Origin of the sequence: Streptomyces sp. V3I8 (assembly GCF_030817535.1) — a bacterium.
Taxonomy (GTDB): domain Bacteria; phylum Actinomycetota; class Actinomycetes; order Streptomycetales; family Streptomycetaceae; genus Streptomyces.
Window position 1 is genome coordinate 7,884,941 of the sequence record NZ_JAUSZL010000002.1, and the last position, 16,347, is coordinate 7,901,287.

The window sequence follows — 16,347 nt, forward strand, 5'->3', positions numbered from 1 at the left end:
CCGTCGCGCCGCCGGTCGCCCGGCCGGCGGCTACGCCGTGAAGCGGCCGGTGCGTTTGATCTCCGGGTAGTCGGTGGTCGCGCCGTCCAGTTCCAGGGCGCGCACCAGCCGCAGGTGGTCCTGCGTGTTCACGACCCAGCCGATGATCCGCAGGTCCGCCTTGCGGGCGCGCTCGACGACCTCCAGGGTCAGCCGCCGGATGTTGAGCACGAGGGTGGTGGCGCCGACGGCGGTCGCCCGGTCGACGACGTCGACGCCGTACCGGCTGGCGACCAGCGCGGTGCGCACACCGGGCACGAGCCGCGCGGTCTCGGTGATCGCCTCGTCGTGGAAGGACAGCACCTCGACCCGGCCGACCAGATCGCGCCGGTTCATGACCTCGGCCAGCGCCCGGGCCGCGGCCACGTCCTTGATCTCGGCCTGGAGCGGGGCCGTGACGGCGTCCAGGACCTCCTCGAACACCGGGACGCGCTCACCGCGTCCCGCGTCGAGCATGCGCAGCTCGGCCAGGGTCTTCTCGGCGATCGGCCCCGAACCGTCGGTCGTCCGGTCCACGTCGGCGTCGTGCATGACGACGAGCGCGCCGTCCTTGCTCAGGTGCAGGTCCAGCTCGATCAGGTCGAGGCCCGCCTGCTGGGCGGCGGTGAAGGAACGAAGGGTGTTCTCCGGTTCGACACCCATGATTCCGCGATGACCGATGGTGAGGAAGTTCAAGGGATGACTCCGCTTCCGTCGACGGCGGCTCGGCTGCCGCGCGCTGCGGTCCCGTACCCGCGCGGCAAGGCCGCAGCCTAGTGCTCCGGGCGGTCGCCGGACCCGCTCCGGTGGCCGGGAACAGCGCCTTTTGGCCGGGCGGTCGGGCCTTCGCGCACCCTCGGGCCCTCTTTCCGGCTCACTCCCGCGTGGGCGAGTCCCCGGCTGGTTGACCGGGCTGCCCCGACGGGTTGACCGAATTCCGGCGGCTACCCAGCGGACGGCGGAAGTATGCGCCATCGCGCCGCAATGCAGGAAAAACAGCGGTGAAATTGTGAGAGTGCAGGATAATCTCCCGGATCTCCACTTGTGGCGGAGAGCGATCGACACATACGGTGTCCATACGCGAGGTTCTCCCGTGGAGGATGGGTCATGACGGAAATTCTTGTGCAGGTGGGTGCGGAGGAGCGGATTCCTCCCCGGAGCAGGGTGGTGAGCCACCAGGCCTGGCCCGTGCTCAAGGATGCCGTGGAGCGGATCCGGCCATGGCAGGCCAAGGACGGATCGATCGACTTCGACGCCGAGGGCGCCCCCGATCCGGCCGACGCCGACCTGATGGTGCGCCGCGTCATGGACTGTGTCCAGGAGCTGTCACCGCTCGTCCCGCACGACGCCGGGTACCACGCGGCCCTCGTGGAGGACCTGCGCCGCTGGGCCGACGGCGGCTTCGGGGTGCCCGACTTCCTCGACTCGCTGCTGGCCTTCCAGCCCGCCGCGCACCGCGAGGACGGCCTCGAGCACCTGGTCCTCTTCCCCATGTACACGCAGAACGGCAACCCGGACCGCAACTTCGAAGCGGTCGTCCTGCGCATGGTCTGGCCCGACTGGCTGGCCGAGCTGGAGCGCACCCGCTACGACAACCCGCTCTTCTGCGGCATCACCTTCGAGGACTTCACCGCCGGGTACGACACCAACTCGGCCGTCCTCTTCCCGGAGACCATCGCCGTGCGCGAGGCCCCGGAGCGGTTCAGCTGGGGCGGCATCTTCTGCGACCGTGAGGCGGCCCGCTTCCGCCGGGTCACGGAGGCGGCCGTGGACACGCTCGGCCTCGAACTGCCCGACGACATCCGCGAGATGGTCGGCGACCAGGCGCGCTGCGAGCAGGCCTTCGTCCTGTGGGACATGGTCCACGACCGCACCCACAGCCACGGAGACCTGCCCTTCGACCCCTTCATGATCAAGCAGCGCCAGCCGTTCTGGATGTACGGACTGGAGGAGCTGCGCTGCGACCTCACCGCCTTCAAGGAGGCGGTGCGGCTGGAGGCCGACGGCGTCCCGCAGGGCCGTGACGTGCAGTACGCGGTGCTGTTCGACCGGATGTTCCGCTTCCCCGTGACCGGCGACCGCGTGCGCAACTACGACGGACTCGGCGGGCAGCTGCTCTTCGCCTACCTGCACAAGCACGACGTGGTGCGCTGGACCGACAACAAGCTGTTCATCGACTGGCAGCGCGCCCCGCAGGTCACCAACCAGCTGTGCGCCGAGATCGAGAAGCTGTACCGCGACGGCATCGACCGCCCGAAACTGGTCCACTGGTTCGCCGCGTACGACCTGGTGTCCCAGTACCTGGCCCCGCACCCGGGATCCCGCTGGGCCAAGGGCCCCGACGCCCTGGACCTGACGCTGCCGCCGCGCAAACTGGTGGACGACGTGCTTCCGGACGAGTTTCCCCTGAGCATGTTCTATGAGGCACTCTCCAAGAAACTGAAGAACGTGATCGCCTCGACCCGGGGCATCACGGCGAGTGCCGAGCGGGTGGCCGCGTGAGCGACCGCGTCCGCACCACTGCTCAGGAGGCGAAGACCATGGGGAACGGGAACGGGGCACTGAGCGGCGCGGTGATCGCGGTGGCCGGCGCGGGCGGGCCCGTGGGCCGGGCGACCCTGCTGCGGCTCGCCGAGGCGGGCGCCGTGGTCGTCGGCTCCGACAACGACCCGGAGCGCCTGGCCGAGGCCGTGGACGCGGCCCGCTACGCCCACGGCGGCGCCACCGTCGTCGGTGACACGGTCGACCTGCTCGACCGGGAGTCCGCGAAGGACTGGGCGACCCGCGTCGAGAAGGACTTCGGACGTGTCGACGGCCTGGTCCACCTCGTCGGCGGCTGGCGCGGCAGCGAGACCTTCACCAAGACGAGTCTCGACGACTGGGACCTCCTGGAGATGCTGCTCATCCGCACCGTGCAGCACACCTCCCTCGCCTTCCACGAGGCACTGCAGCGCAGCGACCGCGGCCGCTACGTCCTGATCAGCGCCGCGGGCGCCGGCAAGCCCACCGCGGGCAACGCCGCGTACGCGGCCGCCAAGGCCGCCGCCGAGGCGTGGACGCTGGCCATGGCCGACTACTTCCGCAAGGCGGGGAAGTCCGAGGGCGCCGAGGGGCCGACGTCCGCGGCCGCCATCCTGGTGGTGAAGGCACTGGTGCACGACGCGATGCGTGCCGAGCGCCCGAACGCCAAGTTCGCGGGCTTCACGGACGTCAAGGACCTGGCCGAAGCCATCGTGGACGTCTGGGAGCAGCCCGCCGCCGAAGTGAACGGAAAGCGTCTGTGGCTGACCGAGAAGCCGTGAACCCCGCGAAGACGGACGCCCGGCGGCGCCACGACCCGCAGGTGCGCGGCTTCGCCAGCGACAACTACGCGGGTGCCCACCCCGAGGTGCTCGCCGCCCTGGCCCAGGCCAACGGCGGGCACCAGATCGCGTACGGCGAGGACGACTACACCGGCCACCTCCAGCAGGTGATGCGCGGGCACTTCGGCGCGAGCGCCGAGGCGTTCCCCGTCTTCAACGGCACGGGTGCCAACGTCGTGGCACTGCAGGCGCTCACCGACCGCTGGGGCGCGGTGATCTGCGCGGAGAGCGCGCACATCAACGTCGACGAGGGCGGCGCCCCCGAGCGCATGGGCGGCCTCAAACTGCTCACGGTGCCCACGCCCGACGGCAAGCTCACGCCCGGGCTGATCGACCGGCAGGCGTACGGCTGGGACGACGAGCACCGGGCGATGCCCCAGGTCGTGTCGATCACCCAGAACACCGAGCTGGGTACCGTCTACACGCCCGACGAGGTCCGCGCGATCTGCGACCACGCCCACGGGCACGGCATGAAGGTGCACCTCGACGGCGCCCGGATGGCCAACGCGGCCGCCTCCCTGGACGTACCGATGCGGGCGTTCACCAACGCGGCCGGCGTGGACGTCCTGTCCTTCGGAGGCACGAAGAACGGCGCGCTGTTCGGCGAGGCCGTCGTCGTCCTGAACCGGGACGCCGTCAGCCACATGAAGCACCTGCGCAAGCTGTCGATGCAGCTCGCCTCCAAGATGCGCTTCGTGTCGGTGCAGCTGGAAGCCCTGCTGGCCAAGGACCTGTGGCTGCGCAACGCCCGCCACGCCAACGAGATGGCCCAGCGCCTCGCCGAGGGTGCGCGCGCGGTCCACGGTGTCGAGATCCTGCACGCCGTGCAGGCCAACGCGGTCTTCGCCCGGCTGCCCCACGACGTCAGCGAGCGCCTGCAGAAGCGCTACCGCTTCTACTTCTGGGACGAGGCCGCGGGGGACGTCCGCTGGATGTGCTCCTTCGACACGACCGAGGACGACGTCGACGGTTTCGTGGCGGCCCTCAAGGAGGAGATGGCCCGGTAGCGGCGCGCCACTGAATGCATAGTTATGCGATCACTCGTAAATTTATTGACTCACGGGTGATCGTGTTCCTATGCTCTGCGGGTATGGAGCTGATCCAGGAAACCTCTGACCTGTCCGCCTATCTGGCCGCCGACGAGGTCGTCGACCACCGTCATCCCGTGGTGCGTGCGGCGGCCGTACGACTGGCGAGTCAGGTCGCCGACTCGTATGCCTATGCGCAGGCCGCGTTCGAGTTCATGCGCGACACCATCCCGCACTCGCAGGATTCCGGAGACCTCCGCGTCACCTGGCGCGCCTCCGACGTGCTGGAGCTGGGCACCGGCATCTGCCACGCCAAGTCCCATGCGCTGGCCGCCCTGCTGAGGGCCGAGGACATCCCGACGGCGTTCTGCTACCAGAAGTTCGACGTGGTCCACGGGCTCGTCGCCGTCCGCTTCCACGGCGCCTGGCACCGCCAGGACCCCCGGGGCAACAAGCCCGGCGTGGACGCGCGGTTCTCCCTCGACGGCGAGCGACTGGCCTTCGCACCCGACCCGGAGTCCAATGAGTTGGACTATCCAGTGCTGTACGCTGAACCGCATCCAGCTGTGCTGAGCGCTCTCAGGGCCGCCCGTGACCGGCCGCACCTGTGGGAACTCCTGCCCACCGCGCTCTGAGCGCGGACAGCGAAGACAGCAAAGACAGCGAAGACAGCAGCAGTGGCCAAGGCGGCCACCACGAGCAAGGCGGACCATGACTCTCCCGCTCACCGTCTCCGACGAGGTGCGCGCCCTCGCGCCCGGCTTCACCCACGTCGCCGTCGAGGCGCACGGCCTCGTCAACGGGCCCAGTACGGACGACAGCTCCTGGCTCCTGGACGACGCGGCCCGCCGCCTCGCCGTACGGCTGGCAGGGCGCGCGCCGCACGAGGACCCGCACATGGCGGCCTGGCGTGCCGTGTACACGGCCTTCGGCTCCAAGCCGTCGCGGACGCGCAACTCCGCGGAGGCGCTGGCCAGGCGGGCCCTGTCGGACGGTGGCCTGCCCCGCATCAACGTGCTCGTGGACGTCTACAACGCGATCAGCGTCGCTCACCTGATCCCGGTCGGCGGCGAGGACCTCGACCGGGTGCGCGGCGGGATGCGGCTCGTGCGGGCCACCGGCGACGAGGACTTCGTGACGGTCGCCGGGGGCGAGGAGACCGTCGAGCGCCCCGACGCCGGTGAGGTGGTGTGGTGCGACGGGGAGGGTGTCACCTGCCGCCGCTGGAACTGGCGCCAGGGGCCGCGCACCCGCCTCACCGAGGAGTCGACCTCGGCGATCTTCCTGCTGGAGGGCCTGGCCCCGATGCCGGTCGCCGACGTCGGGGCCGCGGGCGCCGAACTGGCCGAGCTGCTGGAGAAGTTCAGCCCGGGGGCGCGGATCACCGTCCGGGATCCCCGGTAGCGCCCCCGGAGCCGCGGCTCAGCGGGCCTCGGCGGCCTTCACCTCTTCGGGGGTCGGAGCGGTACCGCCGAGGTGCGCCGGCATCCACCACGTGTCGTCCGGACCCTTGGGGCGTACCGGGTAGGAGCGCTGTGCGGCCTCCAGGAGCTCCTGGACCCGCTCGCGCAGCTGCCGGGTGATGGCGCCCGCGTACTTGTCGCGGGAGGCCTCGACCGCCTCGCCGACGCGGATGGTGACCGGGATGTGGCTGCGCTTGAAGTTCTTCGGGTGGCCCTTGGTCCACAGCCGCTGCGTACCCCACAGGGCCATCGGGATCAGCGGGACGCCGGCCTCCTGGGCCATGCGCGCGGCGCCCGACTTGAAGCTCTTCAGCGTGAACGACTGGGAGATCGTGGCCTCGGGGAAGACCCCGACGATCTCGCCGGAGCGTAGCGACTCCAGTGCGTGCGCGTACGCCGTCTCGCCCTGCTTGCGGTCCACGGGGATGTGCTTCATGTTGCGCATCAGCGGACCGGAGATCTTGTGCCGGAACACCGACTCCTTCGCCATGAAGCGGACCAGGCGCTTCTGCGGCAGGGCGGCGAGACCGTCGAAGATGAAGTCGAGATAGCTGATGTGATTGCTCACCAGCACGGCGCCGCCCGTGCGTGGGATGTTCTCCGTTCCCCTGAGGTCGATCTTCAGGTCCCAGGCCTTGAACAACGTCTGGGCGAGACCGATGGCGGGACGGTAGGCAAGCTCAGCCATGGACGGCGTGGACCCTTCTCTCTGGTCTGCCTGGAAGGGGGGCTCCCGGCGGGAAACTTACGCTGCCGTAGGTTTACGGCATTGCGCAGATCGTGCCCGAAGAACGGACGGGTGACCAGCCCTGGTGCCCGGGTTCGGCGAGATTCTCGTCACGTCATCCCTTGATCCACCTCGGTGTTTTACGCGGCCTTTACTCCGTGCGAACCGTCACGCGCCGTACGAGCAGGTACATCTCGCACCCGAGGCAATACCCGAACGCCGTGTTGAGAAACGCCGCCGCGAGCGCCGCCCCGGTGGCCGCGAGCCCCAGCCACTCGGGGCCCGCCGTGAAGCCGAGAAGCCCCACCAGCGCGAACGCCAGGCCGACCGCCTGCGCGAACCGTGGCGGCTGCGGCGCCTCGAACTCCGTCGGCGGGCCGATCCGCGGACGGACGACCCGGCGGAACAGCAGACCGTAGGGCGAGCGGCCGACGCCGCCCGCCGTGCCCAGCGCGAACGCCAGCGTCTGCCAGGCCAGCAGCCAGGCGCTGCCGGTGATCAGCACGACCGCCAGAACCGCGGTCGTCACGGCCGCGCCGAAGCGCGGCCCCCTCACGTCGATGTCCATGAGGCAAGCATTCCGTATGAGGATCTTTCCTGGACGGCGGGAATCTTTGCAGTCGCGTGAACGCTGAAGGCGGGGATGACCGGACTCGTGGTGTGTGTGCTGGTGCTCGCGACGGCGAGCGCCTACGGAGTGCTGAACCGGCGGCGGAGCGGGAGGGTCAGAGTGCGCGGACGGGACGACGGGAAGCGGCTGGGCGCGGCCGAACTGGGCGAGGACCTCGGTGAGCGGGCCACCCTCGTCCAGTTCTCCAGTGCCTTCTGCGCCCCGTGCCGGGCGACCCGCAGGGTGCTCGGCGAGGTGGCCGAAATGGTCCCGGGTGTGCGGCACGTCGAGATCGACGCGGAGGACCGCCTGGCTCTCGTGCGCGAACTCGACATCCTGAAGACGCCGACCGTGCTCGTCCTCGACGCCGAGGGCCGTGTCGTACGCCGCGCGACCGGACAGCCGCGCAGAGCCGACGTGATCGCCGCGCTCGGCGAGGCGGTCGAAACCCCCTGACCAGAGGTTGGAGGCCACCGGTGACGCTTCTCCCAGATGCCGGGACGCACTTGACTGCATCAGCCACCTATCGTCAGCCTGACCGTATGTCCATGGAACCGCCCCTCTTCGAGGTCCCCGAGCGTGAACGCACGTGTGCCCCGGCCGTCGTCCGCGGTGCGGGCGGGCGCTGTCCGGGCTGCTGAGCAGTCCAGGCCTCCCGTTCCCGGTTTCGCGCAGAAGGACGACTCCATGACGGCCACGCCCGATCTCCGCACCTCCCGACTCGCCTCCCCGGACCTGCTCCGCTCCGTCTTCCGCCGGCACGCGGCCGGCGTCGCCGTGATCACCGCACGGGGCGACGACGGTCCCGTCGGCTTCACCGCCACCTCGCTCGCCTCCGTGTCCGCCGAGCCCCCGCTGATCTCGTTCGGCATCGGCACCGGCGCCTCCTGCTGGCCGGTGATGTCCCGCACGGACCATGTCGGCGTCCACGTGCTCGGTGAGCACCAGCAGGAGCTGGCCGCCACCTTCGCGCGCAGCGGCGCCGACCGCTTCGGCGAACCCACCGTCTGGCGGGAAGGACCCGAAGGCGTTCCGGTGCTCGATGGCGTCCTCGCCTGGCTCGTGTGCCGGGTGGTCACGCGGGTTCCGGCGGGGGGCCACCGCATCGTGCTGGCCGAGGTGGTGCTCGGCGACCCCGCCGGTGAGGGCGGCCCCCTCCTCTACCACCAGGGGCGGTTCAACGGGCTGCGGGAGTGACGGCGCGCTCTCGGGGGCGTCGGGTTCCGATTACGCTGCGTTGCGAAGGTCACAGTTCAAAGCGCTTGCTTAGAGGGAACGACCTGCGGGAGCGTAGTTCGTGCGTACTGGCGAGTAATATTCGTCCGGAGCGCGGGTAGCCCCCACCGGGAAGGGCCGCTTCAGGCGCATATGCTGCCCCTGAGCAGGCAGCCCAGAAAAGACGATGCAGTAGGAGAGCCGGCGTGAGCTTGAGGATCGTTGTCACTGTGAAGTACGTGCCCGACGCCACTGGCGACCGGCACTTCGCCGAGGACCTGACCGTCGACCGTGACGACGTGGACGGCCTGCTGTCGGAGCTCGACGAGTACGCGGTCGAGCAGGCTCTGCAGATCGCCGCCGAGGCGGACGACGCGGAGATCACCGTGCTGACCGTCGGCCCCGAGGACGCCAAGGACGCCCTGCGCAAGGCGCTGTCCATGGGCGCGGACAAGGCCGTCCACGTCGAGGACGACGACCTGCACGGCACCGACGCCATCGGCACGTCGCTGGTGCTGGCCAAGGCGATCGAGAAGGCCGGCTACGACCTGGTCGTCTCCGGCATGGCCTCCACCGACGGCACCATGGGCGTCCTGCCGGCCCTGGTCGCCGAGCGCCTGGGCGTCCCCCAGGTCACGCTGCTCTCCGAGGTCTCCGTCGCCGACGGCGTCGTCAAGGGCCGTCGCGACGGCGACAGCGCCTCCGAGCAGCTCGAGGCCTCGCTGCCCGCGGTCGTGTCGGTCACCGACCAGTCGGGCGAGGCCCGCTACCCGTCCTTCAAGGGCATCATGGCGGCCAAGAAGAAGCCGGTCGAGTCCTGGGACCTCTCCGACCTGAGGATCGAGGCGGACGAGGTCGGTCTCGCGGGCTCCTGGACCGCGGTGGACTCCGCGGCCGAGCGCCCGGCCCGCACCGCCGGCACGATCGTCAAGGACGAGGGCGAGGGCGGCAAGCAGCTCGCCGGCTTCCTCGCGGAGCACAAGTTCGTCTGATGCGGCCTCACGGGCCACAAGTTCGTCCGAGCCCGGCAGTCGCCGCCCGTCCCTCGCCTTTTCGCAAGCAGGAGAGAAGAAGTCCCATGGCTGAAGTTCTCGTCTACGTCGACCACGTGGACGGTGCCGTCCGCAAGCCCACCCTGGAGCTGCTGACGCTGGCCCGCCGCATCGGCGAGCCCGTCGCCGTCGCGCTGGGCAACGGCGCCGCCGACACCGCCGCCACGCTCGCCGAGCACGGTGCGGTCAAGGTCCTCACCGACGACGCCTCCGAGTACGCCGACTACCTCGTCGTACCGAAGGTGGACGCGCTGCAGGCCGCGTACGAGGCCGTCTCCCCGGCCGCCGTGCTCGTCCCCTCCTCGGCCGAGGCCAAGGAGATCGCCGCCCGTCTCGCGCTGCGCATCGGCGCCGGTGTCATCACCGACGCCGTCGACATCGAGGCCGGCGACTCGGGCCCGGTCGCCACCCAGTCGGTGTTCGCCGCCTCCTACACGACCAGGACCCGGGTCTCCAAGGGAACTCCGGTCATCACGGTCAAGCCGAACTCGGCCGCCGTGGAGGCCGCCCCGGCCGCCGGCGCGGTCGAGGCGCTGTCCGTCACCTTCTCCGCGCAGGCCACCGGCACCAAGGTCACCGGCCGTACCCCGCGCGAGTCGACGGGCCGCCCGGAGCTGACGGAGGCCGCGATCGTGGTCTCCGGCGGCCGTGGCGTCAACGGCGCCGAGAACTTCTCGGTCATCGAGGCCCTCGCCGACTCCCTCGGCGCGGCCGTCGGCGCCTCGCGCGCCGCGGTGGACGCCGGCTGGTACCCGCACACCAACCAGGTCGGCCAGACCGGCAAGAGCGTGTCCCCGCAGCTGTACATCGCCTCCGGCATCTCCGGCGCCATCCAGCACCGCGCCGGCATGCAGACGTCGAAGACGATCGTCGCGGTCAACAAGGACGCCGAGGCGCCGATCTTCGACCTGGTCGACTACGGCGTGGTCGGCGACCTCTTCGAGGTCGTCCCGCAGCTCACCGAGGAGATCAGGACCCGCAAGGGCTGAGCGTCTCCCGGGAGGTACGAGGAGGGCCCCGGCGACCGGCACGGTCACCGGGGCCCTTCCCGTACCGGGGCCCGGTCCTCACGCCAGGGTCAGGGAGGCCCGTACGGGCAGGTGGTCGCTCGGGAAGCGGCCGCCCAGGGAGAAGGTGTCGACCGACGCCCGGTGCGTGGTCACCCCCGGCGTGGTGAGTATCCAGTCGATGCGGGCGCCGTCCGGAGTCGGCGGCCGGTACCCGTGGAACGTGCCGTACGGCTCGCTCCGCGCGACCGCCGCGTCCCAGGTGTCGACGAGCCCCGCGTCCAGCAGGGTGTCGTGGACCGGGTTGTCGTGGGCCGCGGCGTTGAAGTCGCCGGTGACGACGACGGGCAGGGCGCGGTCGAGCCCGGCGATGCGTCGCGCGATCAGTGACGCGGAACGGGCCCGGGCGTCCTGGCTCTCGTTGTCGAGGTGGGTGTTGAGGACGTAGAACTCCCGCCCGCCGTCGCGCAGATCACGCAGACGCACCCAGGTCACCATGCGGATGTACGCGGCGCCCCAGGTGTTGGAGCCGATCACCGCCGGGGTGTCGGAGAGCCAGAAGTGGTCGTACTCGACGGGCTCGAGCCTGCGGGTGTCGTAGAAGACCGCCATGAACTCCTCGCGGCTGCCTCCCGCCCGGCCGGTGCCGATCCACCGGTGGTGCGGGCCGAGGTCCGCCGCGATGTCCCGCACCTGCCGGTACAGGCCTTCCTGGGTGCCCATCACATGGGGAAGCCCGCGGCGCAGCAGTGCGCGCATCACGGGACGCCGGGCGGCCCAGCTGTCGGGCCCGGTGTCGCTCGCGAAGCGCAGGTTGAACGACATGACGTCCAGGCTGCCGCGGCGGTCCGACGCCGAGGCGGACGTCCTGGAGAGCGCGGTGCTGGACACCGGGAGGGCGACCGCGGCGGCGATCGCGGTCTGCAGGCCGAGGCGGCGCGTGACGCGGCTGCGACGGGGCACGGCATGCTCCTTCCGTGGCGGACGCCGGGCGAGTCGTGCGGGTCGCAGTATCGATTCTTGGCGTGAACATGGCTATAGCTCCGGGTGGATCCCGGAGGAAGGCGTGGGGGACGGAGGGAACGTAACCCGAGGTGGCGCGGGAGGGGAAGGGGTGTTGACCGGCCGGGAGGTCCATGACTAACTTCGTTCAACGGATTGTTGATTCCGTGGAGCGGAAAACCGGAGGGCGTGGAATGGGCCAGGGGCATCAGGATCTTCGGGGCCGGCAGGAGAAGGTGACGACGAGCCTCACCGGCGCCGTCGGTGAGGAGATCAGCGCCTCCCTCGCCCCGGTGGACGCCGAGTTGGAGCGCCGCTACCCCGGAGACCCCGGGACCCGCCAGCCCGTCCACACCGTGTACGTCCCGGGCGACGCCTTCGACGCCGGCACCCTTCGCTCCTGGGGGGACCGGGCCCTGGCCGCCCTCGACGAGCACGCGCCGGACGCCGCCTCCTTCGCCGCCGTCCTCGGCCTGCGCGACGACCTCGCGCAGCCCGTGTACGACCGGGTACGGGCCAAGCTGGAACGCGAACCGGTCGAAGACCTGCGCGTCGACTTCGAGGACGGCTACGGTCCGCGCCCCGACGCCGAGGAGGACGAGGCCGCCGCCCGCGCGGCCCGGCTGGTCGCGCGGGCGTACCGGGACGGCACGGCCGCGCCGTACATGGGCATCCGCATGAAGTGCATGGAGGCGCCGGTCCGTGACCGCGGCATCCGCACACTCGACATCTTCCTCACCGGCCTGATGGAGGCCGGCGGACTGCCCGGCGGCCTGGTGCTGACCCTGCCCAAGGTGACGTACGCGGAGCAGGTCACCGCGATGGTGCGGCTGCTGGAGGAGTTCGAGAGGGCGCACGCACTGGAGCCGGGCCGGATCGGGTTCGAGATCCAGATCGAGACCAGCCAGTCCATCCTCGCCACCGACGGCACCGCGACCGTGGCCCGCATGATCCAGGCCGCCCGGGGCCGCGCCACCGGCCTGCACTACGGGACCTTCGACTACAGCGCCTGCCTCGGCGTCTCCGCCGCGTACCAGGCGAGCGACCACCCGGCCGCCGACCACGCCAAGGCGGTCATGCAGGTCGCTGCCGCCGGAACCGGCGTGCGCGTCTCGGACGGCTCCACCAACGTGCTGCCCGTCGGCCCCACGCCGAAGGTCCACGACGCCTGGCGGCTGCACCACGGACTCACCCGCCGCGCGCTCGCCCGCGCCTACTACCAGGGCTGGGACATGCACCCCGGGCACCTCCCGACCCGGTACGCGGCCGTCTTCGCCTTCTACCGCGAGGGGTTCGAGCAGGCCGCGGCGCGGCTCGTCGCGTACGCGAGCCGCGCGGGCGGCGACGTGATGGACGAGCCCGCCACCGCCAAGGCGCTCAGCGGGTATCTGCTGCGCGGCCTGGACTGCGGGGCCCTCGACGTCGCGGAGGTGGCCCGGGCCACCGGACTCACCCGCGCGGACCTGGAGGGCTACGCGGTACCGAGGCGCGCCGACCTCACGGTCTCGGCCAAGTGACCGGCCCGCGACGGCTGCCGCCCACGGTCCGTGCCGTCACGGCAGGGGCGTCCGGCGGGCGGCCCCGTGTGCGTACTTCTCGAGGCCGGAAGCCGTCGTGCGCCCCTCGCGGGCGAACAGCCGGGTCCCCTCGGCGCAGAGCCGCAGGTCCCCGCGCGCCCGGGAGCAGAACTCCTCCGGTGTGGCACCGAACAGCTCCCTCAACCCCGGTGACTCGGCGAGGAGTTCGGTGAGCAGCCGCCGCTCCCCGGGATGCCCGCGCGCGGTCCCGGTGCCGTCGTGCAGGACCCCGTGGCGGTTCACGTAGAGATGGACGCCGTCGAGCGGTTCGCCCGACTCCAGCTCGACCCGGAAGCCGGTGGCGGGCAGCGGCACCCGGTCGTACGCACCGGACGGCCGCGTGACCCCCTCGCTGGCGTCGACCGCGGCGAGCTGCGCCGGGTCCAGCCAGGTGATGAACAGCTCCCGGGTGTGCCCGGGGGCGCGAAAGGGCGAGGCGGACACGTATCCCAGGGCGCTGACGTGCGCCGACACACCGATCTCCAGTCCCGTGACCCGCGCCTTCACCAGAGGGAGCGGGGCCGACAGCTCGTACTGCCGCATCTTGTGCCGGAGCTGGGCGGGGGAGGCGTTGGAGCCGACCGCGAGGACCGGGACCCGGCCCGGGAAGACGAGGCGGGTCGGCGGCAGCAGCCGGTCCCCGTCGAGGATCCCCGACCCCGCGGGCCAGGCGCCCGGGTAGGCCAGGGGATCGTCGCGCGGCGCCACGGCCAGGCCGAGCTCTTCGAGGGTGGGACCGGAGGGGGCGTCGCCGGGCGTCATCCGTCAGACGGCGGGCGGCAGTTCGCCCGAGCCACGGGTGATCAGACGTGTCGGCAGCTCGATGCGCTCGGGCGAGACGAGGGAGCCGTCGAGCTGGCGGAAGAGACGGTCGGCCGCGGTGCGGCCGAGCTGGGCCGCGTTCTGGGCGACCACGGTCACCCCGGGCTGCAGCAGGTCGGCGAGCTCGAAGTCGTCGAAACCGACCAGGGCGACCGGCCGGGCGCGCTCGGTGATGACGCGGACGACCGTGACCGTCACGCGGTTGTTGCCGGCGAAGACCGCGGTCACGGGGGAGGGGCCGGACAGCATGGTCTCGGCGGCCCGGCGGACCCGCTCCGGGCCGGTGACGCCCAGGGACATCCAGGCGGGCTCGACCGGGATACCGGCGTCCTCCATGGCGGCACGGTAACCGCGCAGCCGCTCGGCGGCGGTGTGGATGCGGGGCATGTCGCCGATGAACCCGATGCGGCGATGGCCGTGCGCGATGAGGTGGGCGACACCGTCGCGCGCACCGCCGAAGCTGTCGGAGAGCACGACGTCCGCGTCGATCTGCCCCGCGGGGCGGTCCACGAACACCGTGGCGACGCCCGCCTTTATCTCGGGCTCCAGATAGCGGTGGTCGTCACCGGCCGGGATGACGACCAGCCCGTCCACCCGGCGGGCGCACAGCGCGAGGACCAGTTCCTGCTCGCGCTCCGGGTCCTCGGCGCTGGAGCCGTTGATGAGCAGGGCGCCGTGCGCGCGGGCCACCTCCTCCACCGCCCGGCTCAGCGGGCCGTAGAACGGGTCCGCCAGGTCCTCCAGGACGAGACCGATGCTGGCAGTGCTGCCCTTGCGCAGTACCCGCGCGCTGTCGTTGCGCCGGAAGCCCAGCGCGTCGATGGCCTCCTGCACCCGGCGCTCGGTGTCGGGGGTGACGCCCGGTTCACTGTTGACCACGCGCGATACCGTCTTCAGGCCGACCCCGGCACGCGCGGCGACGTCCTTCATGGTCGGACGGTTGCCGTAGCGGCTCTCGGTTCGGCGGGCGGTCTCGGCCACGATGCGCTGTCCTGTCCTGTAGTCCGTCGGGCCGGTGGTCGGCCGCTGGTCCGTGGGGCTGCGCCGGTCCTGACGGGCCCGGTGGGCCGCCGGATCGGGATGTGGCGTCGAGCATAGAGCCTGGACAACGTTGTCAGATGCGAGAGAGACTGTCCACCGCATTCTCCGGCCGCCCTGGGTCCTGTGGTCAGGTTCCCGTCGTCCGCCCCCGGGGCCGGCCGACGGGAGTCCGACGACGGGATCCGGCCCACCGCGCGACCGGCCTGCCCTTTCCTCATGGTCCAACCGGACCGACCGGGATCCGATCGGGAGATTTGACTCTGATGCACACCGACCTCGTGGCCGCGCTCGACATCGGCGGCACCAAGATCGCCGGAGCGCTGGTGGACGGCCAGGGCCGGATCCTGCTGCGCGCCCAGCGGCCCACGCCCGCGCAGGAGCACGGCGACACCGTCATGCGGGCCGTGGAGGCCGTGCTCGGCGAGCTGACCGCCGCACCGCTGTGGAGCGGGGTCGCGGCGGTCGGCATCGGCAGCGCCGGCCCCGTGGACGCCTCGGCGGGCACCGTGAGCCCGGTGAACGTACCCGGCTGGCGCGACTACCCGCTCGTCGAACGGGTCCGCGCGGTGACGGACGGCCTGCCCGTTGAGCTGATCGGCGACGGCGTGGCGATCACGGCGGCCGAGCACTGGCAGGGAGCGGCCCGCGGCCACGACAACGCGCTCTGCATGGTCGTCTCCACGGGGGTCGGCGGCGGCCTGGTCCTCGGCGGGAAGCTGTGCCCCGGGCCGACGGGCAACGCCGGGCACATCGGTCACATCAGCGTGGACCTCGACGGCGACCTGTGTCCGTGCGGGTCCCGCGGCTGCGTCGAGCGCATCGCCAGCGGTCCGAACATCGCGCGCCGCGCCATCGAGGGCGGCTGGCGGCCGGGGTCCGAGGGCGACACGTCCGCGGCGGCCGTGGCGGCGGCGGCCCGGGCTGGCGACCCGGTCGCGACGGCCTCCTTCGAGCGTGCCGCGCAGGCCCTGGCGGCGGGCATCGCGGCGACCGCGACCCTGGTGGAGATCGACATCGCGGTGATCGGCGGGGGTGTGGGCAAGGCCGGCGAGGTGCTGTTCGCGCCCCTGCGGGCGGCTCTGCGCGACTACGCCACGCTGTCGTTCGTGCAGCGGCTCACGGTGACCCCGGCCCAGATGGGCACGGACGCCGGGCTGGTGGGCGCCGCGGCGGCGGCGCTCAGCCGGCGGTCGAGCGCGGCGGTGGTCGGCGGCTGAGCGCGGCGGTCGGCGGCTGAGCCGCCGACCGTCTGCCTTGAGGTGCGGGAGGATTCGGTCCGGTTGTTGTGATGTGCGGGTCGGTGGGGGTTTGTCGCGCGGTTCCCCGCGCCCCTGAAGTGCGAAGGTGTGAAGGTGCGGTGGCGGCGGCGCGTGCGGGTCGATGGGGGCTTGTCGCGCTGTTCCCCGCGCCCCTCGGCGGTGCC

General features: G+C 71.7%; 17 protein-coding genes. 11 read left to right on the forward strand and 6 right to left on the reverse strand.

All coding sequences use genetic code 11. The annotated features are described in order from the left end of the window. Positions 1-30 precede the first annotated feature (30 nt). Positions 31-714 carry a glycerophosphodiester phosphodiesterase family protein gene (locus tag QFZ75_RS34840; RefSeq protein ID WP_307543359.1) on the reverse strand — a complete coding sequence of 228 codons (684 nt, stop codon included), beginning with the start codon at positions 712-714 and terminating at the stop codon, positions 31-33. Between the two features lie 411 nt (positions 715-1,125). Between QFZ75_RS34840 and QFZ75_RS34845 the strand changes: the two genes are divergently transcribed. The 5 genes from QFZ75_RS34845 to QFZ75_RS34865 all read left to right on the forward strand — a co-directional run bounded on the left by QFZ75_RS34845 (position 1,126) and on the right by QFZ75_RS34865 (position 5,812). Beyond that, the gene (locus QFZ75_RS34845) at positions 1,126-2,520 is read left to right on the forward strand and encodes a DUF6421 family protein (protein ID WP_307543361.1); all 1,395 of its coding nucleotides are present in this window, start codon (positions 1,126-1,128) and stop codon (positions 2,518-2,520) included. A 38-nt stretch (positions 2,521-2,558) separates the two neighbouring features. Then, complete coding sequence (locus tag QFZ75_RS34850) at positions 2,559-3,320, forward strand: SDR family NAD(P)-dependent oxidoreductase (protein WP_307544990.1); 762 nt, start codon at positions 2,559-2,561, stop codon at positions 3,318-3,320. Further along, entirely contained in the window at positions 3,317-4,387 is a 1,071-nt protein-coding gene (locus QFZ75_RS34855; RefSeq protein WP_307544992.1) for a low specificity L-threonine aldolase, read from the forward strand. Before QFZ75_RS34850 ends, QFZ75_RS34855 begins: the two co-directional genes overlap by 4 nt. Before the next feature lie 83 nt (positions 4,388-4,470). Next, on the forward strand, positions 4,471-5,043 hold the full coding sequence (locus QFZ75_RS34860) for a transglutaminase family protein (RefSeq protein ID WP_307543363.1): 573 nt from the start codon (positions 4,471-4,473) through the stop codon (positions 5,041-5,043). A gap of 76 nt (positions 5,044-5,119) precedes the next feature. Further along, complete coding sequence (locus QFZ75_RS34865; protein ID WP_307543365.1) at positions 5,120-5,812, forward strand: B3/4 domain-containing protein; 693 nt, start codon at positions 5,120-5,122, stop codon at positions 5,810-5,812. An 18-nt stretch (positions 5,813-5,830) separates the two neighbouring features. On the opposite strand, the gene QFZ75_RS34870 is transcribed toward QFZ75_RS34865, so the two are convergent. Beyond that, positions 5,831-6,559, reverse strand: coding sequence for a 1-acyl-sn-glycerol-3-phosphate acyltransferase (locus QFZ75_RS34870; protein ID WP_307543367.1), 729 nt, complete (start codon positions 6,557-6,559; stop codon positions 5,831-5,833). Between the two features lie 190 nt (positions 6,560-6,749). Beyond that, positions 6,750-7,166, reverse strand: coding sequence for a DUF4395 domain-containing protein (locus QFZ75_RS34875; protein ID WP_307543369.1), 417 nt, complete (start codon positions 7,164-7,166; stop codon positions 6,750-6,752). A gap of 75 nt (positions 7,167-7,241) precedes the next feature. On the opposite strand from QFZ75_RS34875, the gene QFZ75_RS34880 reads away from it, so the two are divergent. The 4 genes from QFZ75_RS34880 to QFZ75_RS34895 all read left to right on the forward strand — a co-directional run bounded on the left by QFZ75_RS34880 (position 7,242) and on the right by QFZ75_RS34895 (position 10,464). Next, positions 7,242-7,664, forward strand: coding sequence for a thioredoxin family protein (locus tag QFZ75_RS34880; protein WP_307543370.1), 423 nt, complete (start codon positions 7,242-7,244; stop codon positions 7,662-7,664). 231 nt (positions 7,665-7,895) lie between these two features. Further along, the gene (locus QFZ75_RS34885; RefSeq protein ID WP_307543372.1) at positions 7,896-8,405 is read left to right on the forward strand and encodes a flavin reductase family protein; all 510 of its coding nucleotides are present in this window, start codon (positions 7,896-7,898) and stop codon (positions 8,403-8,405) included. 224 nt (positions 8,406-8,629) lie between these two features. Next, positions 8,630-9,415: an electron transfer flavoprotein subunit beta/FixA family protein gene (locus tag QFZ75_RS34890; protein ID WP_307543373.1), complete on the forward strand. Its 786-nt coding sequence runs from the start codon at positions 8,630-8,632 to the stop codon at positions 9,413-9,415. Between the two features lie 86 nt (positions 9,416-9,501). Further along, positions 9,502-10,464, forward strand: coding sequence for an electron transfer flavoprotein subunit alpha/FixB family protein (locus QFZ75_RS34895; protein WP_307543375.1), 963 nt, complete (start codon positions 9,502-9,504; stop codon positions 10,462-10,464). A gap of 78 nt (positions 10,465-10,542) precedes the next feature. On the opposite strand, the gene QFZ75_RS34900 is transcribed toward QFZ75_RS34895, so the two are convergent. Then, a complete protein-coding gene (locus QFZ75_RS34900; protein WP_307543376.1) occupies positions 10,543-11,445 on the reverse strand; it encodes an endonuclease/exonuclease/phosphatase family protein in 903 nt (300 codons plus the stop codon). A gap of 233 nt (positions 11,446-11,678) precedes the next feature. Here QFZ75_RS34900 and QFZ75_RS34905 point away from each other — a divergent pair, with 233 nt between their 5' ends. Continuing rightward, the gene (locus QFZ75_RS34905) at positions 11,679-13,001 is read left to right on the forward strand and encodes an aldolase/citrate lyase family protein (protein ID WP_307543378.1); all 1,323 of its coding nucleotides are present in this window, start codon (positions 11,679-11,681) and stop codon (positions 12,999-13,001) included. 36 nt (positions 13,002-13,037) lie between these two features. On the opposite strand, the gene QFZ75_RS34910 is transcribed toward QFZ75_RS34905, so the two are convergent. Beyond that, positions 13,038-13,823 carry a hypothetical protein gene (locus tag QFZ75_RS34910; RefSeq protein ID WP_307543380.1) on the reverse strand — a complete coding sequence of 262 codons (786 nt, stop codon included), beginning with the start codon at positions 13,821-13,823 and terminating at the stop codon, positions 13,038-13,040. Between the two features lie 3 nt (positions 13,824-13,826). Then, positions 13,827-14,864 (reverse strand): LacI family DNA-binding transcriptional regulator, encoded by a 1,038-nt coding sequence (locus QFZ75_RS34915; protein WP_307543382.1) that lies wholly within the window; start codon positions 14,862-14,864, stop codon positions 13,827-13,829. A 323-nt stretch (positions 14,865-15,187) separates the two neighbouring features. On the opposite strand from QFZ75_RS34915, the gene QFZ75_RS34920 reads away from it, so the two are divergent. After that, positions 15,188-16,141, forward strand: a complete 954-nt coding sequence (locus tag QFZ75_RS34920; protein WP_307543384.1) for an ROK family protein — start codon at positions 15,188-15,190, stop codon at positions 16,139-16,141. Positions 16,142-16,347: the final 206 nt, after the last annotated feature.

Excerpts from the sequence above, each read along its gene's own strand:
- QFZ75_RS34865 (WP_307543365.1), top strand. The coding sequence starts at position 5,120 with ATGACTCTCCCGCTCACCGTCTCCGACGAGGTGCGCGCCCTCGCGCCC.
- QFZ75_RS34920 (WP_307543384.1), top strand. The coding sequence starts at position 15,188 with ATGCACACCGACCTCGTGGCCGCGCTCGACATCGGCGGCACCAAGATC.
- QFZ75_RS34895 (WP_307543375.1), top strand. The coding sequence starts at position 9,502 with ATGGCTGAAGTTCTCGTCTACGTCGACCACGTGGACGGTGCCGTCCGC.
- QFZ75_RS34850 (WP_307544990.1), top strand. The coding sequence starts at position 2,559 with ATGGGGAACGGGAACGGGGCACTGAGCGGCGCGGTGATCGCGGTGGCC.
- QFZ75_RS34910 (WP_307543380.1), bottom strand. The coding sequence starts at position 13,823 with ATGACGCCCGGCGACGCCCCCTCCGGTCCCACCCTCGAAGAGCTCGGC.
- QFZ75_RS34885 (WP_307543372.1), top strand. The coding sequence starts at position 7,896 with ATGACGGCCACGCCCGATCTCCGCACCTCCCGACTCGCCTCCCCGGAC.
- QFZ75_RS34870 (WP_307543367.1), bottom strand. The coding sequence starts at position 6,559 with ATGGCTGAGCTTGCCTACCGTCCCGCCATCGGTCTCGCCCAGACGTTG.
- QFZ75_RS34845 (WP_307543361.1), top strand. The coding sequence starts at position 1,126 with ATGACGGAAATTCTTGTGCAGGTGGGTGCGGAGGAGCGGATTCCTCCC.
- QFZ75_RS34860 (WP_307543363.1), top strand. The coding sequence starts at position 4,471 with ATGGAGCTGATCCAGGAAACCTCTGACCTGTCCGCCTATCTGGCCGCC.
- QFZ75_RS34905 (WP_307543378.1), top strand. The coding sequence starts at position 11,679 with ATGGGCCAGGGGCATCAGGATCTTCGGGGCCGGCAGGAGAAGGTGACG.
- QFZ75_RS34880 (WP_307543370.1), top strand. The coding sequence starts at position 7,242 with ATGACCGGACTCGTGGTGTGTGTGCTGGTGCTCGCGACGGCGAGCGCC.
- QFZ75_RS34875 (WP_307543369.1), bottom strand. The coding sequence starts at position 7,166 with ATGGACATCGACGTGAGGGGGCCGCGCTTCGGCGCGGCCGTGACGACC.